Origin of the sequence: Pseudomonas granadensis, assembly GCF_900105485.1 — a bacterium.
GTDB lineage: Bacteria > Pseudomonadota > Gammaproteobacteria > Pseudomonadales > Pseudomonadaceae > Aquipseudomonas > Aquipseudomonas granadensis.
The window spans coordinates 2,563,137-2,579,737 of the sequence record NZ_LT629778.1 but is presented as its reverse complement, the minus strand read 5'-3'; the positions used below and the strand labels follow the sequence as shown (position 1 = coordinate 2,579,737).

Genomic DNA, 16,601 nt, shown 5'->3' with positions numbered 1-16,601 from the left:
ATTTTGCAAACATTCAGCGATGTGGTCATGTCCGTCATCGCTGGGCTAATGTGTCTGACCCACCCTGGCCCATCGAGTCCCCATGCGCTTCCTCGCCCGCACCCACCCGCGTCTCTCTGCCGCCGCGCTGTTCGGCCTCGCCACCGGCCTGCTGGCCCCCGCCGACTCCGTCGTCAGCAAAACTCTCATCGGCTGGAACGTCGGCGTCTGGAGTTACCTGATCCTGATGCTGTGGCTCACCATGCGCGCCAAGGCACCGGACGTTAAACGCATCGCTGAGATCGAAGACGAGAATGCCGGACTGGTGTTATTCATGGTTTGCATCGCTGCGTTGGCGAGCCTGGCGACCATCACCCTCGAACTGGCCGGCAACAAGGACCTGGAAACGAAGCTCAAACTCCTGCACTACGGCTTCACCGCCCTCACGGTGGTCGGTTCATGGCTGCTCATCGGCGTGATTTTCTGCGTGCATTATGCAAGGTTGTATTACACCTGGGGCGGCACGGAACCGGCTTTGCGTTTTGCCGAAGGGCTGACAACTCCCAATTACTGGGATTTTTTGTACTTTTCGTTCACGATCGGAGTGGCCGTGCAAACGTCGGATGTGGGAGTTGCGACAAGGGATATTCGCAAGATCGTGCTGGCACAGTCATTGATCGGTTTTGTGTTCAATACGGCTATTCTGGGATTCTCGATCAACATTGCCGCCGGATTGTTCGGCTGAGTCTTTTGGAGTCGCTTTCCAATAAAAAGCCCCGGCATTGCCAGGGCTCTTCCATCTCGTTCAATTTAGAAAAAATGACTCAATCTCACGCTCGCACTCCAGTTCTGGGAGACAGTATTGCCCGTACCGCCCCCGATTTCGCCCGCGACCTGCCAGTTTCGCTGTGCAGGTGTCCATTTCAGCCCGGCACGGTATTCCAGCGTGCTACTGGCGCGGTCATCGTTGAAACTGTCTTCGTTGATTTTAACCTCATTGGTTTTGACGAACTCATGGTTTGCCCCCAGCGAAACACTGGGCTCCAGCAAGGCACCACCTTCCAGTGCCAACAAACGTCCGCCCCGGACCCCAATGTTTCCCTGTACGGATCGCATGGTGTCCGCTTTGACTTCAAGGCCGTTGTCTAACTTATAGCTGTCACTCTGAGTGACGCCGGTAGATACGCCGACCTGCGGTTCGAGAAACCAGTTGTCCGCAAAGCGGATGTGCTTGCCGACGGTAACGGCAGCACTCGCGCCTAGCGACTTGTAATCGCCTTTGGCCCGTGTGCCGTCGCTCATGGTGACTTTTGCCTTGTTGTCGAACTGGTTGAGCTTGAGCATACCGTTGACGAACACACCGCTCTCGGGATCGAATGTGCTGCCGTAAACACCAGCATTCAAGCTATCGACCGTTGCCTTGGAACCGTACTTGAGGTCCATCTCGGTGCGGCTGGAACCAACGAAACCGCCCAGCAGAACATCGCGTCCACCGACGACTACCGTGGTATCGGCACCACCGGTAATTCCTGTCTGATTTTGTGTGTAGCCATCACCATAGGCATTCTTGACGTTGTATTGGTTGCCATAGGTGCGTACCCAGACACTGTTACTCAACTTGGTCGTGTCGCTGTCACTGGCTACCCGCATTGCAGCATCAGGCCGGATACTGAGCCCACGATCACCGATTTGCGTATTGAGCATGTTCATCTCCGCGTTCAATACGCTGCGCGCGCTCCCTGCCAGCGCGAGCGCGGTGTTGCTCGACGTACTGACGGTTTCCTTGTCCGGGTTGAGGAAAAGGCCCTGGCCGTCCTGTTTCAACCGATAGACAAAAGCACCAGCGTCCACCGTTTCGCGACCACCCAGCGAGAAACTGGCGTCGCCGGCGGCAATATTGCCGATCTTCACCGCTTCGGCAGTAACGGGCGTAGTGCCGGTGGCAGCAACTTGCAGTTGGTGTTGACCGCTGGCATTACCGGTGACATTCAGAAAATCGGTGGACCCGTTGCCCAGATCCGTGCCCATCACAAAGGTGCCGCGACCAGACAGGTCGCCGATATTCAATTGCTGAAACTGCTCGTTCGTGCCCATGCGAACAACGCCGTTGTCCAACGCAAGACGTTGCACGGTACTGTCGCCAATCATTACCCACTGGGCAGCATTATTGACAGTCAGGCTGCCTGAATTGTTGACCTGACCGGTCAGCACAGAAGCATTGTCCAGCAGCACGCCACCGTTGGCAGCTGTGCTGACATCGCCGGTGAGACTGCTGCCGTGGTTCAGCACCAGGCTTGAGACGTTCTGGACATTACCGTTGAGCGCCGAACCGTTGTCCAGGTCAACAAGGCCATTGGCGTCAGCCAGTACATTGCCGGTCATCTGGCTGCCATTGTTCAGCGATAACCCGACAACGTTTTCCACGTTGCCAGTCAGACGGGCGTTATTGTTCAGGCTGACATTTGACGCCGTTCCTGCAACGGACAGAACATTGCCATTGAGCGTGCTGCCTGAGTCCAGGCTGACTTGCGTCACATTCTGCAGATCCCCCTCCAGCGCGGCGCCGTTCTGCATCCGCCAGGAGATCGAACTGCCCGTCTCGGCCACGACATTGCCTTCCAGCTGGCTTGCATCAACGGTGAGGTTGGCTGTTGAACGGTTGGCTGCTCGCAAAAGATTGCCATCGCCACCGATCAGTACGGAATTGCCGCTGATATTGATGCTGGCGACAGTCCCGGCGCTGCCGGAGGAGCCCAATACAATGGCCGACCCGGTGCCACCGGTCACGCGGGTATCATTGAGTGTCACGGTGCTGGCATTGACGCCGACCGTGTCGGTTACGATTTGCAGGCCATCCTGTGCGCCGGTAATCGTGCTGCCCGTCGCTGAAAGTTTCGCGCCGCCCAACTGCACACCATAACTGCTTGCCCCGGTGCCCACGACAGTAGAGTCGGTAAGGTTCAGCACGGCGAAACCTACCGCTTGTACCCCACCGATCGCCCCGGTGATGACACTGTTGCCGGTAATGGTGGCTGTGGAGGATGCAGGGGTGCTGAGGTTACGTCCCAGCAAAAGCCCAAAACTGTTGGTGCTGGTGATAATCGATTTGTCGATCGTCGCGTTGCTGTCGAGTAGCTGGATAGCTCCCCGTCCCGCCGCGCTATTGACCGTAGCGCCGGACATTTTCAACGAAGAGGTGTTTGCATTGATACGCTGGCTCTGACCACCGTTGAAGACGACATTGGCACTTTGTGAACCGATGGTCAGTGCTGTCGCGTTGTCGATGGTCAGCGTTCCACCTTGGGACACGCTCCATGCTTCTGGCGCCGGTGGATTGGTAACTACTTCACTCTCGCCTGGCAGCAAGGTGCGACTGTGAGCCTGGGGCGCAGCGATCAATGCCGCAGCCATCATCAGTCTGAGAGTGTTCGGGTGCCTGAAGCCTAAATAAATGGACATATGGATACTTCCTCATTCTGCACGATCACGACGTCTGTTTTTTCGGCAGTGTCGCGAGCGCCAACTAAAAAACGTCCGACAGGCTAATGACTACGGAAAATAATTAATGTAGGAATAATCCTTAAATGCACCGCGATTTATCCTTACAGAGTGCAGGCATGTTCAACCTCCCGTTGACTTTCACTGAAAAAGCCGCGCGAGAGAGAGAGAAACGCAAAGACCTCTCTCCCGCCGAAAAACCACCTTACTTATCGCAGCCCTACGCTGGCGCTCCTGTCAGATCGCAATATTGGAAGCTGCTGTTGATAGTATCCAACGGCTTGATGACTGGAATTGAGGCTTGCAGGCCACCCTGGGCTTCATACCAGTACTTGCCCCATGCAAGCGCACCTCGCTTGGGCTGTGCTGCCTTGAAGTGTGCAGCCGTGCCCACTCTGGCGACATCAGGCACGGTCGGCCCCTGAATGGTATAAGGCGCCGAGGCCTTCGTATTGGGAATCAGCGCAGTACCCGTGGCATTCGAGTGCGCTTCAAAGTGTGCGGTGATAACAGTGCCTACCGGCAGCAGCGGATCTTTTCTGATGTTCAGTCCCAGGATATAACCACTCGTAGGACTGACCATCGCGTAGCACTCGATATAGTCGCGATTTGTAGGATTACGGATTCTGATCGTAGGTACAGGCAGGACCACCGGAATCTGCTTGACTTCGACTGTTTGCGGCAATGATTTGTTAACGTTTTTGTCGACTCCGGTCTTTTGAATAGTGTAACGAGCTGTATCGTTTGGCGGTGTCAACTTGGCCATTTCAGGTGCCGGGATGATAATCTCGAACTCTGATACAGCGGCAAGCGGACTAAATTCTGCAAAAGGTAAGGTAGAGCTTCCCAGAAAACACTTGACGGTATGCTCCGGCTCTATATCCGGATCCGAAAGACCGTTCACTACCGTGAATGTGCCCGGCTTGTCGCGATCATTAGACTCCACTACGTTATCAATTTTGGAAACCCCCTGTACGATCGGAAGTTGGAGATCCTGATTCTCCAGATCAGGGGGATTTGGTGGTACTACACCTACAATGTCGAATTCCAGAATAATGGTCGCGGGAGGTGAAACAGCGTTTGGGGTGAGGCCGGCCCGCTCTATTTCATAGTGGATTGTGACCTCCTTCGGCTCCTCCGGCTTAACGATACCGTTAAATATCGGCTCAAGCGCTGCGAAGGTAAGATCGAAACTCAAGTTAGCGTTAGCCCATGGCTGTTTTGGCGTTTCGACGAAATTGGTGACATCACCGGGGTCCGTAATAACCACATAGATTTGATCGCCAGGTTCTGCGTGTTCAATAAACAGGTTTTCGACAATGGCCGTAACGTTAACACCGCCTTCAAAGTTTTCCCACGAGAGCGATTCTGTATAGTTCGGGTCGGTTGCCGGCACCAGCGGTGCTTTTTTGGCCAATGGCGCCTGCGGCAATACCAACGTCAGAACGGGGGTAGCAGTAGACTCCTCGCCCAGATTACCAAGCCAGTCATCCCAGCGATATTTTATGTTGACGCGACCACTCGGGAATACAAGTAACTCGTTGCTGGCAATATCAAAAGTACCGGCCGCAGGGATCGCATTGCTGAAGACTTCTACTACTTGCGTACCTGAGGTTAACCAGGCGGTTAAATTGTCGTCGATACGACGTCCGAAATAACCTACATTCACCGTGAAATTCATATTCGGATTAGCAGTAATCCAGGCCGTGTCGATATTGCGATACGGAAGCGGGGTGCCATTGACAAAGACCGGAGCTGGCGTCGGCTTTATTCTTCTGGGAGGGTTTTTTGTATTAACCGGTGCGAGCTGATCCACCTTGAATTCAAGCGTATTGGAGCCTTCCTTGTTACCGCCCCCACCTTTGTAAAGCTCGATCATGAGTTCCCAGACAGTCGGACCGGGAGAGGTAGCTTTTTCAGCGAACAGCACAGCATTCAACGGCAGTGGGATGGTGCCATTCGGCCGGCCGGCAACCGGGCCAAGCTCAATGGTGCTTGGGTAATCAGTCCAGTCCGGTTCCCCTTTTTCACGGTATTTGACATCGAGATTGTCGCCATCCAATTCAACGGGCGTACGAGTGAAATTGATGGTCAAGACCTGACTATCCAGTACAGCTTTGGCGATAAAACCATCCGCCAGTGTATCAATGGCGATATCCGCTAAAATCTCTACGTCTGATGAAACACCGATAGAAACCGGGCGCTGTATTTTATCTACAAATTGAATTCCCATTATCGTCTCTCCTTGCGAGTTCAGGCCGAAAGGGCCAGGTGTACCAGGTGTAACTTGATCAATCCGCACCAACCCTTTTTCAGACTCGGCAATGATTTTTCCGCCTCTGAACAATTGGCAGACGAAGACACCGGAATCAGAGTCAAATAGTGGACTGATGTGTTTTTGAAATGGCACAACATGGTTGAAACCATTTGTTATGTCTATCACGGAAAGCGTTTTTTCCCACCGACCATATACTTCTGCCACTTCCGGACCAGAGCCATTGAGCGTCCGATATCCCCTCCATGTCATCCATGCGACATCCCCGGGCAACGCAATATTATTCAAAGAGCGAATTCGAAATGTGCCACCAGTTGTCAATGCAGGCTTCGTATTATTATTCCAATACCCCCACAGTGTTGCATGTATGGCCACGGGTTCCGGAAAAGTTGTAAGAGGTGTGTGATCAATGGTTAGCGTGCGCGGTGGCGACTCATCAGGATTGCCACCGCCTCTTTTCCATAACTTGTAATAAACCTGCGCAACGCCATCAATCGACATTTGTTGTGGCGTCAAGGCTACATAAACAAAAGGATCGAGAATTCCCTCGGGATAGGTCTGGTCAAAAATAGTTGTCTCTGTCAAGTTTTGAACCCAAAACGCCATCAATTGGTCGTTGGGCCCCGTGTCGTCCGGGCGAGGGATGACGATACGAGTTCCCTTCAACAAGATATCTTTGGGAACATTTCCATCCGGGTCGTTACCATCGACACCCTCGACTGATAGTGGTGCGGCCAATACACCGATCGAGGAGCTAGTTGTGGAAACACCGACTGGACTCATGATTTCTATCCACCACGTCTATGTAAGTTCAGCCTGTGAGACTGATTGCTGATCTGTTGAGCAAATTAGGCACCTGTCCGAATCATTCGCCTACTGTCAGATCTGACAGGTTTAGCTGCCGTCTGTCGGAAACGACGATGTACTTTTCAAGGCTTAACGGGTCTTCACTTGACGCAAGTAAAGAAATTGGTGTCTCCTGAAACCGGTTTCATACATAAGAAGACTTTAGCCGTGAACGATTTCTTCACTGCGCAGCGCAGCCGCATAACCATGCTCGACGTCGCCGAACGCGCAGGTGTATCCAAAGCCAGCGTGTCACGCTTTATCGGCGATGATCGTGCCCTGCTCTCCGAGGCCATCGCCCTGCGCATCGAGCGTGCCATCGCCGAACTCGGCTATCGCCCCAACCAAATGGCTCGCGGCCTGAAACGCGGGCGCACACGCCTGCTTGGCATGTTGGTCGCCGACATCCGCAACCCCTATTCAATTGCCGTGATGCACGGGGTGGAAACCGCCTGTCGTGCGCATGGCTACAGCCTGGTGGTGTGCAACACCGATCGCGATGACGAGCAGGAACGCCAGCATCTGGCGCTGCTGCGCTCGTACAACATCGAGGGGCTGATCGTGAACACCCTCGGCCACCACCGTGACGAATTGCATGAATTGCGCCGCGAGATGCCGTTGGTGCTGGTGGATCGCAAGGTGGACGGGCTCGACAGCGATATGGTCGGGTTGAACAATCCACAAGCAGTAGAAATGGCGTTGGCACATCTTGAACAACGCGGTTATCGCGATCTGGTGTTGGTCACCGAACCGTATGACGGCACCAGCTCGCGGATCGAGCGGGTCAGCAGTTTTCATGCACAGATTGCCCAACGTCCGGACCTGTCCGGGGCGGTGCTGGAAACCGGTGACGATCTGCAAGCGCAACTTCAAACTTTTTTAAACACTCCTGGGAATGGGCCGAAAGCGTTGTTCTGCGCCAACGGTGTGGCCGCGCTGTCAACTGCGACTGCATTGCGGGCGATCGGCTCGCGGCTGTTCGAGGATATCGGGCTGATCGCCCTGGATGATCTGGATTGGTATCCGTTGGTGGGCAGCGGGATTACTGCGCTGGCGCAGCCAACGCAGGAAATTGGCGCGCGGGCGTTCGAGTGTCTGCTCAAGCGTTTGCGTGGGGATGATGAGGCGGCACGGGTGGTGGATTTTGCGCCGGTGCTGGTTGAGCGTGGATCAACTCGTGGGGTTGGCGGTGTTTGAGCTGACGCCTTCGCGAGCAGGCTCATTCCTACATTTGGAATGCGGTCACCTGTAGGAGTGAGCCTGCTCGCGAAGGCACCCGCAAGAACAACACAGAATTCACTGATATTTTTTTTGAACAAAAATGAAACCGGTTTCAGAGGTCAATAACAATGAATAAACCTGCCGTTTCCATCAGTCTGTCCAGCTACGGCGCCGAGCTTGTGCGCCAGCGCGGGCAAGATTCTTTTATCGACGTTCTGGCTGCGGCCGGTGCCAATCGCATCGAGTGGCGCGAAGAATTGCTGACCCGCGAAGACCCGGCGCAATTGGCTGCGGCCACCCAGGCGCAGGGCCTGCAAAGCATTTATTCCTCGCCCATTGAACTGTGGCTGGCCGGGCAGGCGCAGCCCAATCCCGAGTTGATCACCGCGCTGCAACAGGCCGAGGCGTTCGGTTCGAAATGGCTGAAAGTGTCTCTCGGGTACTTCACCGACAACAATGATCTGCATTCCTTGGCCGAACGCTTGAAGCACAGCCCTGTGCAGTTGCTGGTGGAAAACGACCAGACTTTACATGGCGGGCGCATCGAACCGTTTCAACGCTTTTTCGCTGCGGTTGAACAGCACAACCTGCCCATCAAAATGACCTTCGACATCGGCAACTGGCAGTGGCAGGACCAGTCCGCCGCCAGCGCCGCGCGCCTGCTCGGCCGGCATGTAGGTTATGTGCATTGCAAAGCCGTAGCGCGTCGCGGCGACGGCAAACTGGTGGCGGTGCCGCCCGCCGTCAGCGACCTGCATCTGTGGGAACAACTGCTGCGGCACATGGCCCAAGGCGTTATGCGCGCGGCCGAATACCCCTTGCAGGGCGATGATCTGCTGCAACTGACCACCGAGCATGTCGCCGCCCTCGCCCGCCTCGGCCAATCGCGTCTGGAGCCTGCCCATGTCTGAGATCGATATTCTCTCGTTCGGCGAAACCATGGCGATGCTGGTCGCCGAGCAGACCGGTGATCTGGCAGCGGTCGAGCATTTTCACAAACGCATCGCCGGTGCCGACAGCAATGTGGCCATCGGGCTTTCGCGGTTGGGTTTCAATGTCGCCTGGCTGAGCCGGGTGGGTGATGATTCGCTCGGGCGCTTCGTGGTCGAAACCCTGATCAAGGAAGGTCTCGATTGCAGCCACGTCGAAGTCGATAAACAGCATCCGACCGGTTTTCAGTTCAAGTCGCGCAACGATGATGGCAGCGATCCGCAGGTTGAGTATTTCCGCCGCGGTTCGGCGGCCAGTCATTTGGCCCCGCAGTCGATCACCTCGGACTTGCTCAGCGCCCGTCATTTGCACGCCACCGGCATTCCGCCAGCGCTCTCGGCCACGGCGCGCGAATTGTCCTTTGAATTGATGAGTCGTATGCGCCACACCGGGAGCAGCGTTTCGTTCGACCCCAATCTGCGCCCGAGCCTGTGGGCCAGCGAGCGCGAGATGATCAGCGAGATCAATCGCCTCGCCGCCCTCGCCCATTGGGTCTTGCCAGGGCTGAGCGAGGGCCGTTTGCTGACCGGTTTTGAAGACCCGGCGGACATTGCCGCGTTCTATCTCGATCAGGGTGCCGAAGCGGTGGCAATCAAGCTAGGGCCGCAAGGCGCTTATTACCGCACACAGCTCGATCAAGGTTTTATCGCTGGCGTGCCGGTGGCCCGGGTCGTCGATACGGTCGGTGCCGGCGATGGATTTGCAGTGGGGCTGATCAGCGCCCTGCTCGAACATCAGAGTGTTCCCGAGGCGGTGCAACGCGCGAACTGGATTGGCAGTCGGGCGGTGCAGAGTCGTGGGGATATGGAGGGGTTGCCGACTCGCCTGGAATTATCGGTTGAATTTGAGGCCGCCAATCGCCAGCAGGCTGGCTCCCACATGGGGATTGTGTCGACCACTCACCCTGTGGGAGCCAGCCTGCTGGCGCTGAGGCCCTGACAGGCTGCCCATTGTTTGAACCTGCTGCGACAAAAACAACAAGCTCAGGAGCAAGACCATGAAAAACGCTACCCTCGCCACCCGCCGCTGGTGGTACATCATGCCGATCGTGTTCATCACCTACAGCCTGGCGTATCTCGATCGCGCCAACTATGGCTTCGCCGCTGCCTCCGGCATGGCCGAAGACCTGATGATTACGCCGGGCCTGTCCTCTTTGCTCGGTGCTTTGTTTTTCCTCGGGTACTTCTTCTTCCAGGTGCCCGGTGCGGTCTATGCGCAAAAGCACAGTGTGAAGAAGCTGATTTTCGTCAGCCTGATCCTTTGGGGCGGCCTCGCGACTCTGACCGGCGTGGTCTCCAACGCCTATTGGCTGATTGTGATCCGCTTCATGCTCGGCGTGGTCGAGGCGGCAGTGATGCCAGCGATGCTGGTCTATCTCTGCCACTGGTTTACCCGTGCCGAACGTTCACGGGCCAACACCTTTCTGATCCTCGGCAACCCGGTGACGATGCTCTGGATGTCGGTAGTTTCGGGTTATCTGGTGCAGCACTTCAGCTGGCGCTGGATGTTCATCATTGAAGGCTTGCCGGCGGTGTTGTGGGCATTCATCTGGTGGCGTCTGGCCGATGATCGTCCGGCCCAGGCGAAGTGGCTGAGCGATCAGGAAAAGCACGATCTGGAAAGCGCACTGGCGGCAGAACAGGTCGGCATCAAAGCCGTGAAGAATTACGCCGAAGCGTTTCGTTCGCCGAAGGTGATCATTCTCGCGCTGCAGTTTTTCTGCTGGAGCATCGGCGTCTACGGCTTCGTGTTGTGGCTGCCGTCGATTCTCAAGGCCGGGGCGAAAATGGACATGATCGAGGCCGGCTGGCTGTCGGCGCTGCCGTATCTGGCGGCGGTGATCGGCATGCTCGCGGTGTCGTGGGGGTCGGACAAATTGCAGAAGCGCAAACGCTTCGTCTGGCCGCCACTGCTGATCGCCTCCATCGCGTTCTACGGTTCCTACGCGCTCGGCGCGGAACATTTCTGGTGGTCGTACACGCTGCTGGTAATCGCCGGCGCCTGCATGTACGCGCCGTACGGGCCATTCTTCGCGATCGTGCCGGAGATCCTCCCGGCCAACGTCGCTGGTGGCGCCATGGCACTGATCAACAGCATGGGCGCGCTCGGTTCGTTCGGCGGCTCGTATCTGGTCGGTTACCTGAACAGCTCCACCGGCTCGCCGGGCGCGTCCTATCTGTTGATGAGCGGTGCGTTGCTGCTATCGGTGGTGCTGACAATTTTTCTCAAGCCCGGCGCCAGTGACCGCGTCGTCGCCAAAGCCGTTGCCACGCCGCGCGTGCCGGCGCATTCCTGAAAGGACTTTGTCATGAAAAAACACGTCGTGCTGTACAAGAAACTCTCGCCCGCGCTCATGGCGCGTCTGCAAGAGCAGTTCGAAGTGACGCTGATCGAAAGCCTCGACGCCGACGGCCTGATGCAACTGCGTGACGCCCTGCCCCGCGCCCACGGCTTGCTCGGTGCGAGTTTGAAACTCGATGCTGCGTTGCTTGATCTGGCCCCGCACCTGCAAGCCATTGCCAGTGTTTCGGTGGGTGTCGACAACTACGACATCGATTACCTCAGTCGTCGCCGGATCCTGCTGACCAACACCCCGGACGTGCTCACCGAAACCACCGCCGACACCGGTTTCGCCTTGATTCTGGCGACGGCCCGGCGTGTGGTGGAACTGGCGAACATGGTGCGCAGCGGCCAGTGGAGCCGCAACATCGGCCCGGCACATTTCGGCACTGACGTACATGGCAAGACGCTCGGCATCATCGGCATGGGCCGCATCGGCGAGGCGTTGGCCCAGCGCGGGCATTTCGGTTTTGGCATGCCGGTGATCTACCACAGCCAGTCGCGCAAACCGGCGGTAGAGCAGCGCTTCGATGCGCAATACCGCAACCTCGAGGACCTGCTCAGACAGGCGGATTTCATTTGCCTGACCTTGCCGCTGACGGCGCAGACTGAGAAGTTGATCGGCGCCGAGCAGTTTGCCTTGATGCGTCCGGAGAGCATTTTCATCAACATTTCGCGCGGCAAGGTAGTTGACGAGGCGGCAATGATCGAGGCGCTGCATCATCAGCGCATTCGTGCCGCGGGGCTGGATGTGTTCGAGCGTGAACCGCTCGGTCATGACTCGGCATTGTTGCAGCTCAACAATGTCGTGGCGACGCCGCACATGGGTTCGGCGACCCATGAAACGCGCGAGGCGATGGCGCGGTGTGCGGTGGAGAATCTGTTGGCGGCGTTGGCTGGGGAGAAGCCGGCGAATCTGGTGAATCCATTGACGTGGCAGGGCTGAGATCTACATTGCCCGCTCTGGCCTCATCGCTAGCAGGCTAGCTCCCACAGGGTTTTGGGGCGAACACAAAGCTGATGTCCGCCTCGAATCACTGTGGGAGCTAGCCTGCTAGCGATTGGGCCGGGGCAGGCAATGCAAGACGATCAGGCACTGCGCGCCTGTAAAAGCTGCGCCGCACACAAGGCAATCCGCGCGCAGGCGTCGGCCAGTTTCACCCGGTCGACCACCAGGCCAATGCGAATATGCCCCGCCGCACTCGGCCCAAACGCTTCCCCCGCCAGCACCGAGACGCCATAACCTTCGAGCAATCGCTCGGCAAACGCCTGGGCGCCGAGCCCGGTCTGGCGCACATCGACCATCACGAACATGCCGCCATCCGGCCTGATCGGATGCAGGCCCGGGCAGCCGTGCAAACGCTCGCAAACCAGATCGCGGCGCAGGCGATATTCCTCGCGCATCTGCGTCACTTCCGGGAGATCACTTTGCAGCGCAACCTGTGCAGCTTTCTGCACGAAATCCGGCAGGCCGAAGAGCATGCTCAGCGACAGGTTGACCAAATGCTCGGCCAGCGGTTGCGGCCCGATCATCCAGCCGATGCGCCAGCCGGTCATGGCGTGGGATTTCGACAGGCTGTTGATCGTCGCCGTGCGTTCAGCCATGCCCGGCAGACTCGCCGGGCTGATGTGCCGGCCTTCGTAAAGCAGTTCGCTGTAGACCTCGTCGCTGATCAGCCACAGATCATGGCGAATGCACAGCGCCGCCAGTTCCTGCCAGATCAACAGCGGCAAGCTGGCGCCACTGGGATTGTTCGGGCTGTTGAGCAACATCGCGCGGGTCTTTGAGGTGATGCGCGCAGCGACATCGGCCGGGTCGACACGAAATCCGTTTTCCGGGCGCACCGGCACTGGAATGACCGTCGCGCCGCACGCGCCGAACACGCCTTCATAAGTGACGTACATCGGTTCGGCGACGATCACCTCATCGCCGGGATCGAGCAGACATTGCGCCACCGAATACACCGCGCATTGCGCGCCGGGCAAGACAATCACCTGATCAGGGTCAACCCGTTGACCACTGCGCTGGCAGTGGCGCGCGGCAATCAGCCTGCGCAGTTCGAGGCGGCCGCGGATGTCGGCATAATGCGTATCGCCGGCCAACAGGCTGTCGATGGCGCCATGGACAATCGGCAGCGGCGTATCGAAATCCGGATCGCCGACACTCAGCAGCAGAATATCGACGCCCTCGGCGCGCAACGCCAACGCTCGGTCGTGGATCTGCCAGGCGGCGGCGCCCTCGCCAGCAATGCGTTGGGTCAAGGCTGAATAGCGCATGTACGTCTCCTGATCGCGCGGTTTCCAGCCTTCACCGTATCTCAAATCACGAAACGCGCCACCATCGCATTCAAATCCACGGCCAGACGCGACAGTTCGTGGGTCGCGGCGCTGGTCTGGTTAGCCCCGGCCGCCGACTGCGTGGCCAGGTCGCGGATGTTCACCAGGTTGCGGTCGACTTCGCGCGAAACCTGCGCCTGCTCTTCCGAGGCGCTGGCGATCACCAGGTTGCGCTCGTTGATCTGGTGGATCGACTGGGTGATCTGCTCCAGCGCGACGCCGGCAGCACGGGCCATTTCCAGGGTGATCTGGGTGCGCTGGTTGCTTTGCTGCATCGACGAAACCGCCTCGCCGGTACCGTTTTGAATGCCAGCGACCATTTTTTCGATTTCCTGGGTCGACTGCGCGGTGCGATGGGCCAGTGCTCGGACTTCGTCCGCGACCACGGCAAAGCCTCGTCCGGCCTCACCGGCACGTGCAGCTTCGATCGCGGCGTTGAGTGCCAGCAGGTTGGTCTGTTCGGCGATGGCGCGAATCACGTCGAGCACTTTGCCGATATCGCGACCCTGTGCAGCGAGACCTTCGATCATCTGCGCGGTGTTCTGCACGTCGTGGGTCATGGTCTGGATCGCGTCGACGGTTTTCACCACCTGGTCGCGACCTTCACGGGCGGCATGGGTCGACTGGTTCGACGCTTCCGAAGTCGACACGGCGTTGCGCGCGACTTCTTCGACAGCGGCGGTCATCTCGTTGACGGCAGTCGCGGCCTGTTCGATCTCGTTGTTCTGCTGCTGCAAACCGCGCGAGGCTTCTTCAGTCACGGCGCTGAGTTCTTCGGCGGCCGCGCCCAATTGCGTAGCGGAACCGGCGATCTGTTCGATGGTTTGACGCAGATTGACCTGCATTGCCGCGAGGGCTTCGAGCAGGCGCGCCGGCTCGTCCTTGCCGTCGACGTCGATGGCTTTGCTCAAGTCGCCAGCGGCGATGGTTTGCGCCGCCAGCAGCGCGCGGTTGAGCGGTGTGACAATGCTGCGGGTCAACAGCCAGGCCAGCAACACCGTGGCCAGCGCTGCAATCACCGCGACAATGATGATCCCGGTAATGGCGCTGTCGTAATAATCGCCGGCGCGAGTCGACGCGGTCTTGGCATCGGCAGCATTGATTGCGATCAGTTTGTTCAACTGCTCGCCCATCTGGTCGGTGCCTTCCTTGATTCGCGTGTTGATCAGGGTACGCAACTCTTCCATTTTGTCCTGGCGCGACAACTCGAGCATCTGGTTCTGCGCTTGCACGTAGTTGTCCAGCGTGGCCGAAAACGTCTGATACAGCGCGCGCTCTTCCTCGCCGGCGTGCAGTTGCGAATAGGCGGCTTGTGCCTTGCGAGCCTTGTCTACCAATGCGGCAATGCGCGCCTGCGCTTCCTGCAACGCGGCAGGTTCGCGATTGACCAATACGCGAAACGAGAGAATGCGCATCCGCAGGACGTTTTCCGTTATCACGCTGAGATGGGCCACGCTGGGCAGTTGCGTCGTGTTCATATCAATTGACGCCTGGCGGATGACCGACATGCGGTTGACGGCAAACACACCCAGTACGACCACCAAAAGGGCGATGAAGGCAAAACCGAGGAAGGCACGGGGTGCGATATTCAGGTTACGCAAGGACATGGCTGCACTCTCAAGATAGAAGCTACGAGCGTCCATGCCATATCACTGAGCCGCGGGGGTGGGCTGCAGTCCGGCGCCACTGTTTTGGGAGTTTTGTGTGCGCCTGACCTTTGTATCGGCCAGGCTTGAGGAAGATTGCGGGTGCGTTGCAATTATTTTTATCGGTGTTTCAAGGATGAAACAGCGATCGCGAATTTCACACGCGCCGCGCCATTTGCCAGACGCGAGCAATGTCGGTGGCGCGTTCGCGCAACAATCGTGGTGCTTCGGCGCAGGCCTGTTCCAGGGTCATTGGTCCGCTGGTCACGGCGAATGCCGCGTCGATGCCATGGTCATACAGTTCCTGATAACCCTCACCCAAGGTGCCGGCAATCACCACCACCGGCACACCGTGTTGTTTGGCGATCCGTGCAACGCCGAACGGCGTCTTGCCACGCAAGGTCTGCGCGTCAAAGCGCCCTTCCCCGGTAATCACCAGATCGGCGCCCTTAACAGCGTCGGCGAGCCCCACCAGCTCCGCCACCACTTCCACGCCAGCCTGAAACTGCGCTCCGAGAAACGCCTTGGCGGCGAAACCGAGACCGCCCGCCGCACCGCTGCCGGGTTCATCGCTAACGTCTTTGCCCAGCGCCTGCGCGCACAGTTCGGCAAAGTGCCCCAAGGCGTGATCAAGTTGCTGCACCTGAGCCGGCGAAGCGCCTTTCTGTGGGCCGAAAATCGCGGACGCACCCTGCGGGCCGCACAGCGGATTGTTCACATCCGCAGCAATATCGAAACGCACCTGCGCCAGACGCGGGTCGAGTGCGCTCAGGTCCAGTCGCGCCAGTTGCGCCAGTGCCAGTCCGCCGGGGACCAGCGGCTGGTTCTGCGCATCGAGCAGTTTGATCCCCAAGGCCTGCATCGCACCGGCGCCGCCATCGTTGGTGGCGCTGCCGCCAATCGCCAGAATCACCCGTTGCGCGCCGGCATCCAGCGCCGCGCGAATCAGTTCGCCGGTGCCAAACGTGCTGCTGATGCACGCATCGCGCTGCCCCGGCGGCACCAATTGCAAGCCGCTGGCTTCGGCCATTTCGATGATCGCGGTCTGGGTCTGCGGCAGCCAGCCCCACGCCGCCTCGACCGGCGCTCCGAGCGGGCCACGCACGCGGCTTCGGCGCAATTCGCCGGCACAGGCCGCCAGAATCGACTCCACCGTGCCTTCGCCGCCATCGGCCATCGGGCATTTGACCAGCGTCGCCTGCGGCCACACCTGCGCCAGGCCTAGGGCGATGGCCTCGGCGACGCCCTGAGCACTGAGGCTGTCCTTGAATGAATCGGGGGCGATGACGACTTTCATGGGAATTCTCCGGTGGCAATGTCCGTCATGCTGCCAGTCGGTCGGTGTGTTGACGCCGGTCGGTTGCACAAGGGCTGGAGAGGATTGTTGTTCATTTTCACAAAAGATCGATGTTGAAGCTTCTGGCGTCATCGCGAGCAGGCTCACTCCTACAGGGGAATGCATTACAAAT

General features: G+C 58.2%; 11 protein-coding genes. 6 read left to right on the top strand and 5 right to left on the bottom strand.

All coding sequences use genetic code 11. The annotated features are described in order from the left end of the window. Nucleotides 1–82 precede the first annotated feature (82 nt). On the top strand, nt 83–724 hold the full coding sequence (locus BLU52_RS11510; protein ID WP_090283292.1) for a DUF1345 domain-containing protein: 642 nt from the start codon (nt 83–85) through the stop codon (nt 722–724). A 65-nt stretch (nt 725–789) separates the two neighbouring features. Here BLU52_RS11510 and BLU52_RS11505 read toward each other — a convergent pair whose 3' ends face one another. Next, nucleotides 790–3,438, bottom strand: coding sequence for an autotransporter outer membrane beta-barrel domain-containing protein (locus BLU52_RS11505; protein ID WP_231988024.1), 2,649 nt, complete (start codon nt 3,436–3,438; stop codon nt 790–792). Nucleotides 3,439–3,697: 259 nt separating this feature from the next. Next, nucleotides 3,698–6,535, bottom strand: a complete 2,838-nt coding sequence (locus BLU52_RS11500; protein WP_197677963.1) for a hypothetical protein — start codon at nt 6,533–6,535, stop codon at nt 3,698–3,700. 231 nt (nt 6,536–6,766) lie between these two features. On the opposite strand from BLU52_RS11500, the gene BLU52_RS11495 reads away from it, so the two are divergent. From BLU52_RS11495 to BLU52_RS11475, 5 genes are all read left to right on the top strand, one after another. Then, nucleotides 6,767–7,795, top strand: coding sequence for a LacI family DNA-binding transcriptional regulator (locus BLU52_RS11495; protein ID WP_090283291.1), 1,029 nt, complete (start codon nt 6,767–6,769; stop codon nt 7,793–7,795). Nucleotides 7,796–7,947: 152 nt separating this feature from the next. Beyond that, nucleotides 7,948–8,730 (top strand): sugar phosphate isomerase/epimerase family protein, encoded by a 783-nt coding sequence (locus BLU52_RS11490; RefSeq protein WP_090283290.1) that lies wholly within the window; start codon nt 7,948–7,950, stop codon nt 8,728–8,730. After that, the gene (locus tag BLU52_RS11485) at nt 8,723–9,748 is read left to right on the top strand and encodes a sugar kinase (RefSeq protein WP_090283289.1); all 1,026 of its coding nucleotides are present in this window, start codon (nt 8,723–8,725) and stop codon (nt 9,746–9,748) included. Before BLU52_RS11490 ends, BLU52_RS11485 begins: the two co-directional genes overlap by 8 nt. A 58-nt stretch (nt 9,749–9,806) precedes the next feature. Next, entirely contained in the window at nt 9,807–11,105 is a 1,299-nt protein-coding gene (locus tag BLU52_RS11480) for an MFS transporter (protein WP_090283288.1), read from the top strand. Nucleotides 11,106–11,117: 12 nt separating this feature from the next. Further along, entirely contained in the window at nt 11,118–12,095 is a 978-nt protein-coding gene (locus BLU52_RS11475; RefSeq protein ID WP_090283287.1) for a 2-hydroxyacid dehydrogenase, read from the top strand. Nucleotides 12,096–12,238: 143 nt separating this feature from the next. Here the strand turns inward: BLU52_RS11475 and BLU52_RS11470 are convergent, their stop codons facing one another. The 3 genes from BLU52_RS11470 to BLU52_RS11460 form a co-directional block, all read right to left on the bottom strand. Beyond that, on the bottom strand, nt 12,239–13,426 hold the full coding sequence (locus BLU52_RS11470; protein WP_090283286.1) for a pyridoxal phosphate-dependent aminotransferase: 1,188 nt from the start codon (nt 13,424–13,426) through the stop codon (nt 12,239–12,241). A gap of 41 nt (nt 13,427–13,467) precedes the next feature. Beyond that, complete coding sequence (locus BLU52_RS11465) at nt 13,468–15,093, bottom strand: methyl-accepting chemotaxis protein (RefSeq protein WP_090283285.1); 1,626 nt, start codon at nt 15,091–15,093, stop codon at nt 13,468–13,470. A 196-nt stretch (nt 15,094–15,289) separates the two neighbouring features. Beyond that, nucleotides 15,290–16,429: a glycerate kinase gene (locus BLU52_RS11460; RefSeq protein WP_090283284.1), complete on the bottom strand. Its 1,140-nt coding sequence runs from the start codon at nt 16,427–16,429 to the stop codon at nt 15,290–15,292. Between the last annotated feature and the right edge of the window lie 172 nt (nt 16,430–16,601).

Excerpts from the sequence above, each read along its gene's own strand:
- BLU52_RS11510 (WP_090283292.1), top strand. The coding sequence starts at position 83 with ATGCGCTTCCTCGCCCGCACCCACCCGCGTCTCTCTGCCGCCGCGCTG.
- BLU52_RS11505 (WP_231988024.1), bottom strand. The coding sequence starts at position 3,438 with ATGTCCATTTATTTAGGCTTCAGGCACCCGAACACTCTCAGACTGATG.
- BLU52_RS11500 (WP_197677963.1), bottom strand. The coding sequence starts at position 6,535 with ATGAGTCCAGTCGGTGTTTCCACAACTAGCTCCTCGATCGGTGTATTG.
- BLU52_RS11490 (WP_090283290.1), top strand. The coding sequence starts at position 7,948 with ATGAATAAACCTGCCGTTTCCATCAGTCTGTCCAGCTACGGCGCCGAG.
- BLU52_RS11485 (WP_090283289.1), top strand. The coding sequence starts at position 8,723 with ATGTCTGAGATCGATATTCTCTCGTTCGGCGAAACCATGGCGATGCTG.
- BLU52_RS11480 (WP_090283288.1), top strand. The coding sequence starts at position 9,807 with ATGAAAAACGCTACCCTCGCCACCCGCCGCTGGTGGTACATCATGCCG.
- BLU52_RS11475 (WP_090283287.1), top strand. The coding sequence starts at position 11,118 with ATGAAAAAACACGTCGTGCTGTACAAGAAACTCTCGCCCGCGCTCATG.
- BLU52_RS11470 (WP_090283286.1), bottom strand. The coding sequence starts at position 13,426 with ATGCGCTATTCAGCCTTGACCCAACGCATTGCTGGCGAGGGCGCCGCC.
- BLU52_RS11465 (WP_090283285.1), bottom strand. The coding sequence starts at position 15,093 with ATGTCCTTGCGTAACCTGAATATCGCACCCCGTGCCTTCCTCGGTTTT.
- BLU52_RS11460 (WP_090283284.1), bottom strand. The coding sequence starts at position 16,429 with ATGAAAGTCGTCATCGCCCCCGATTCATTCAAGGACAGCCTCAGTGCT.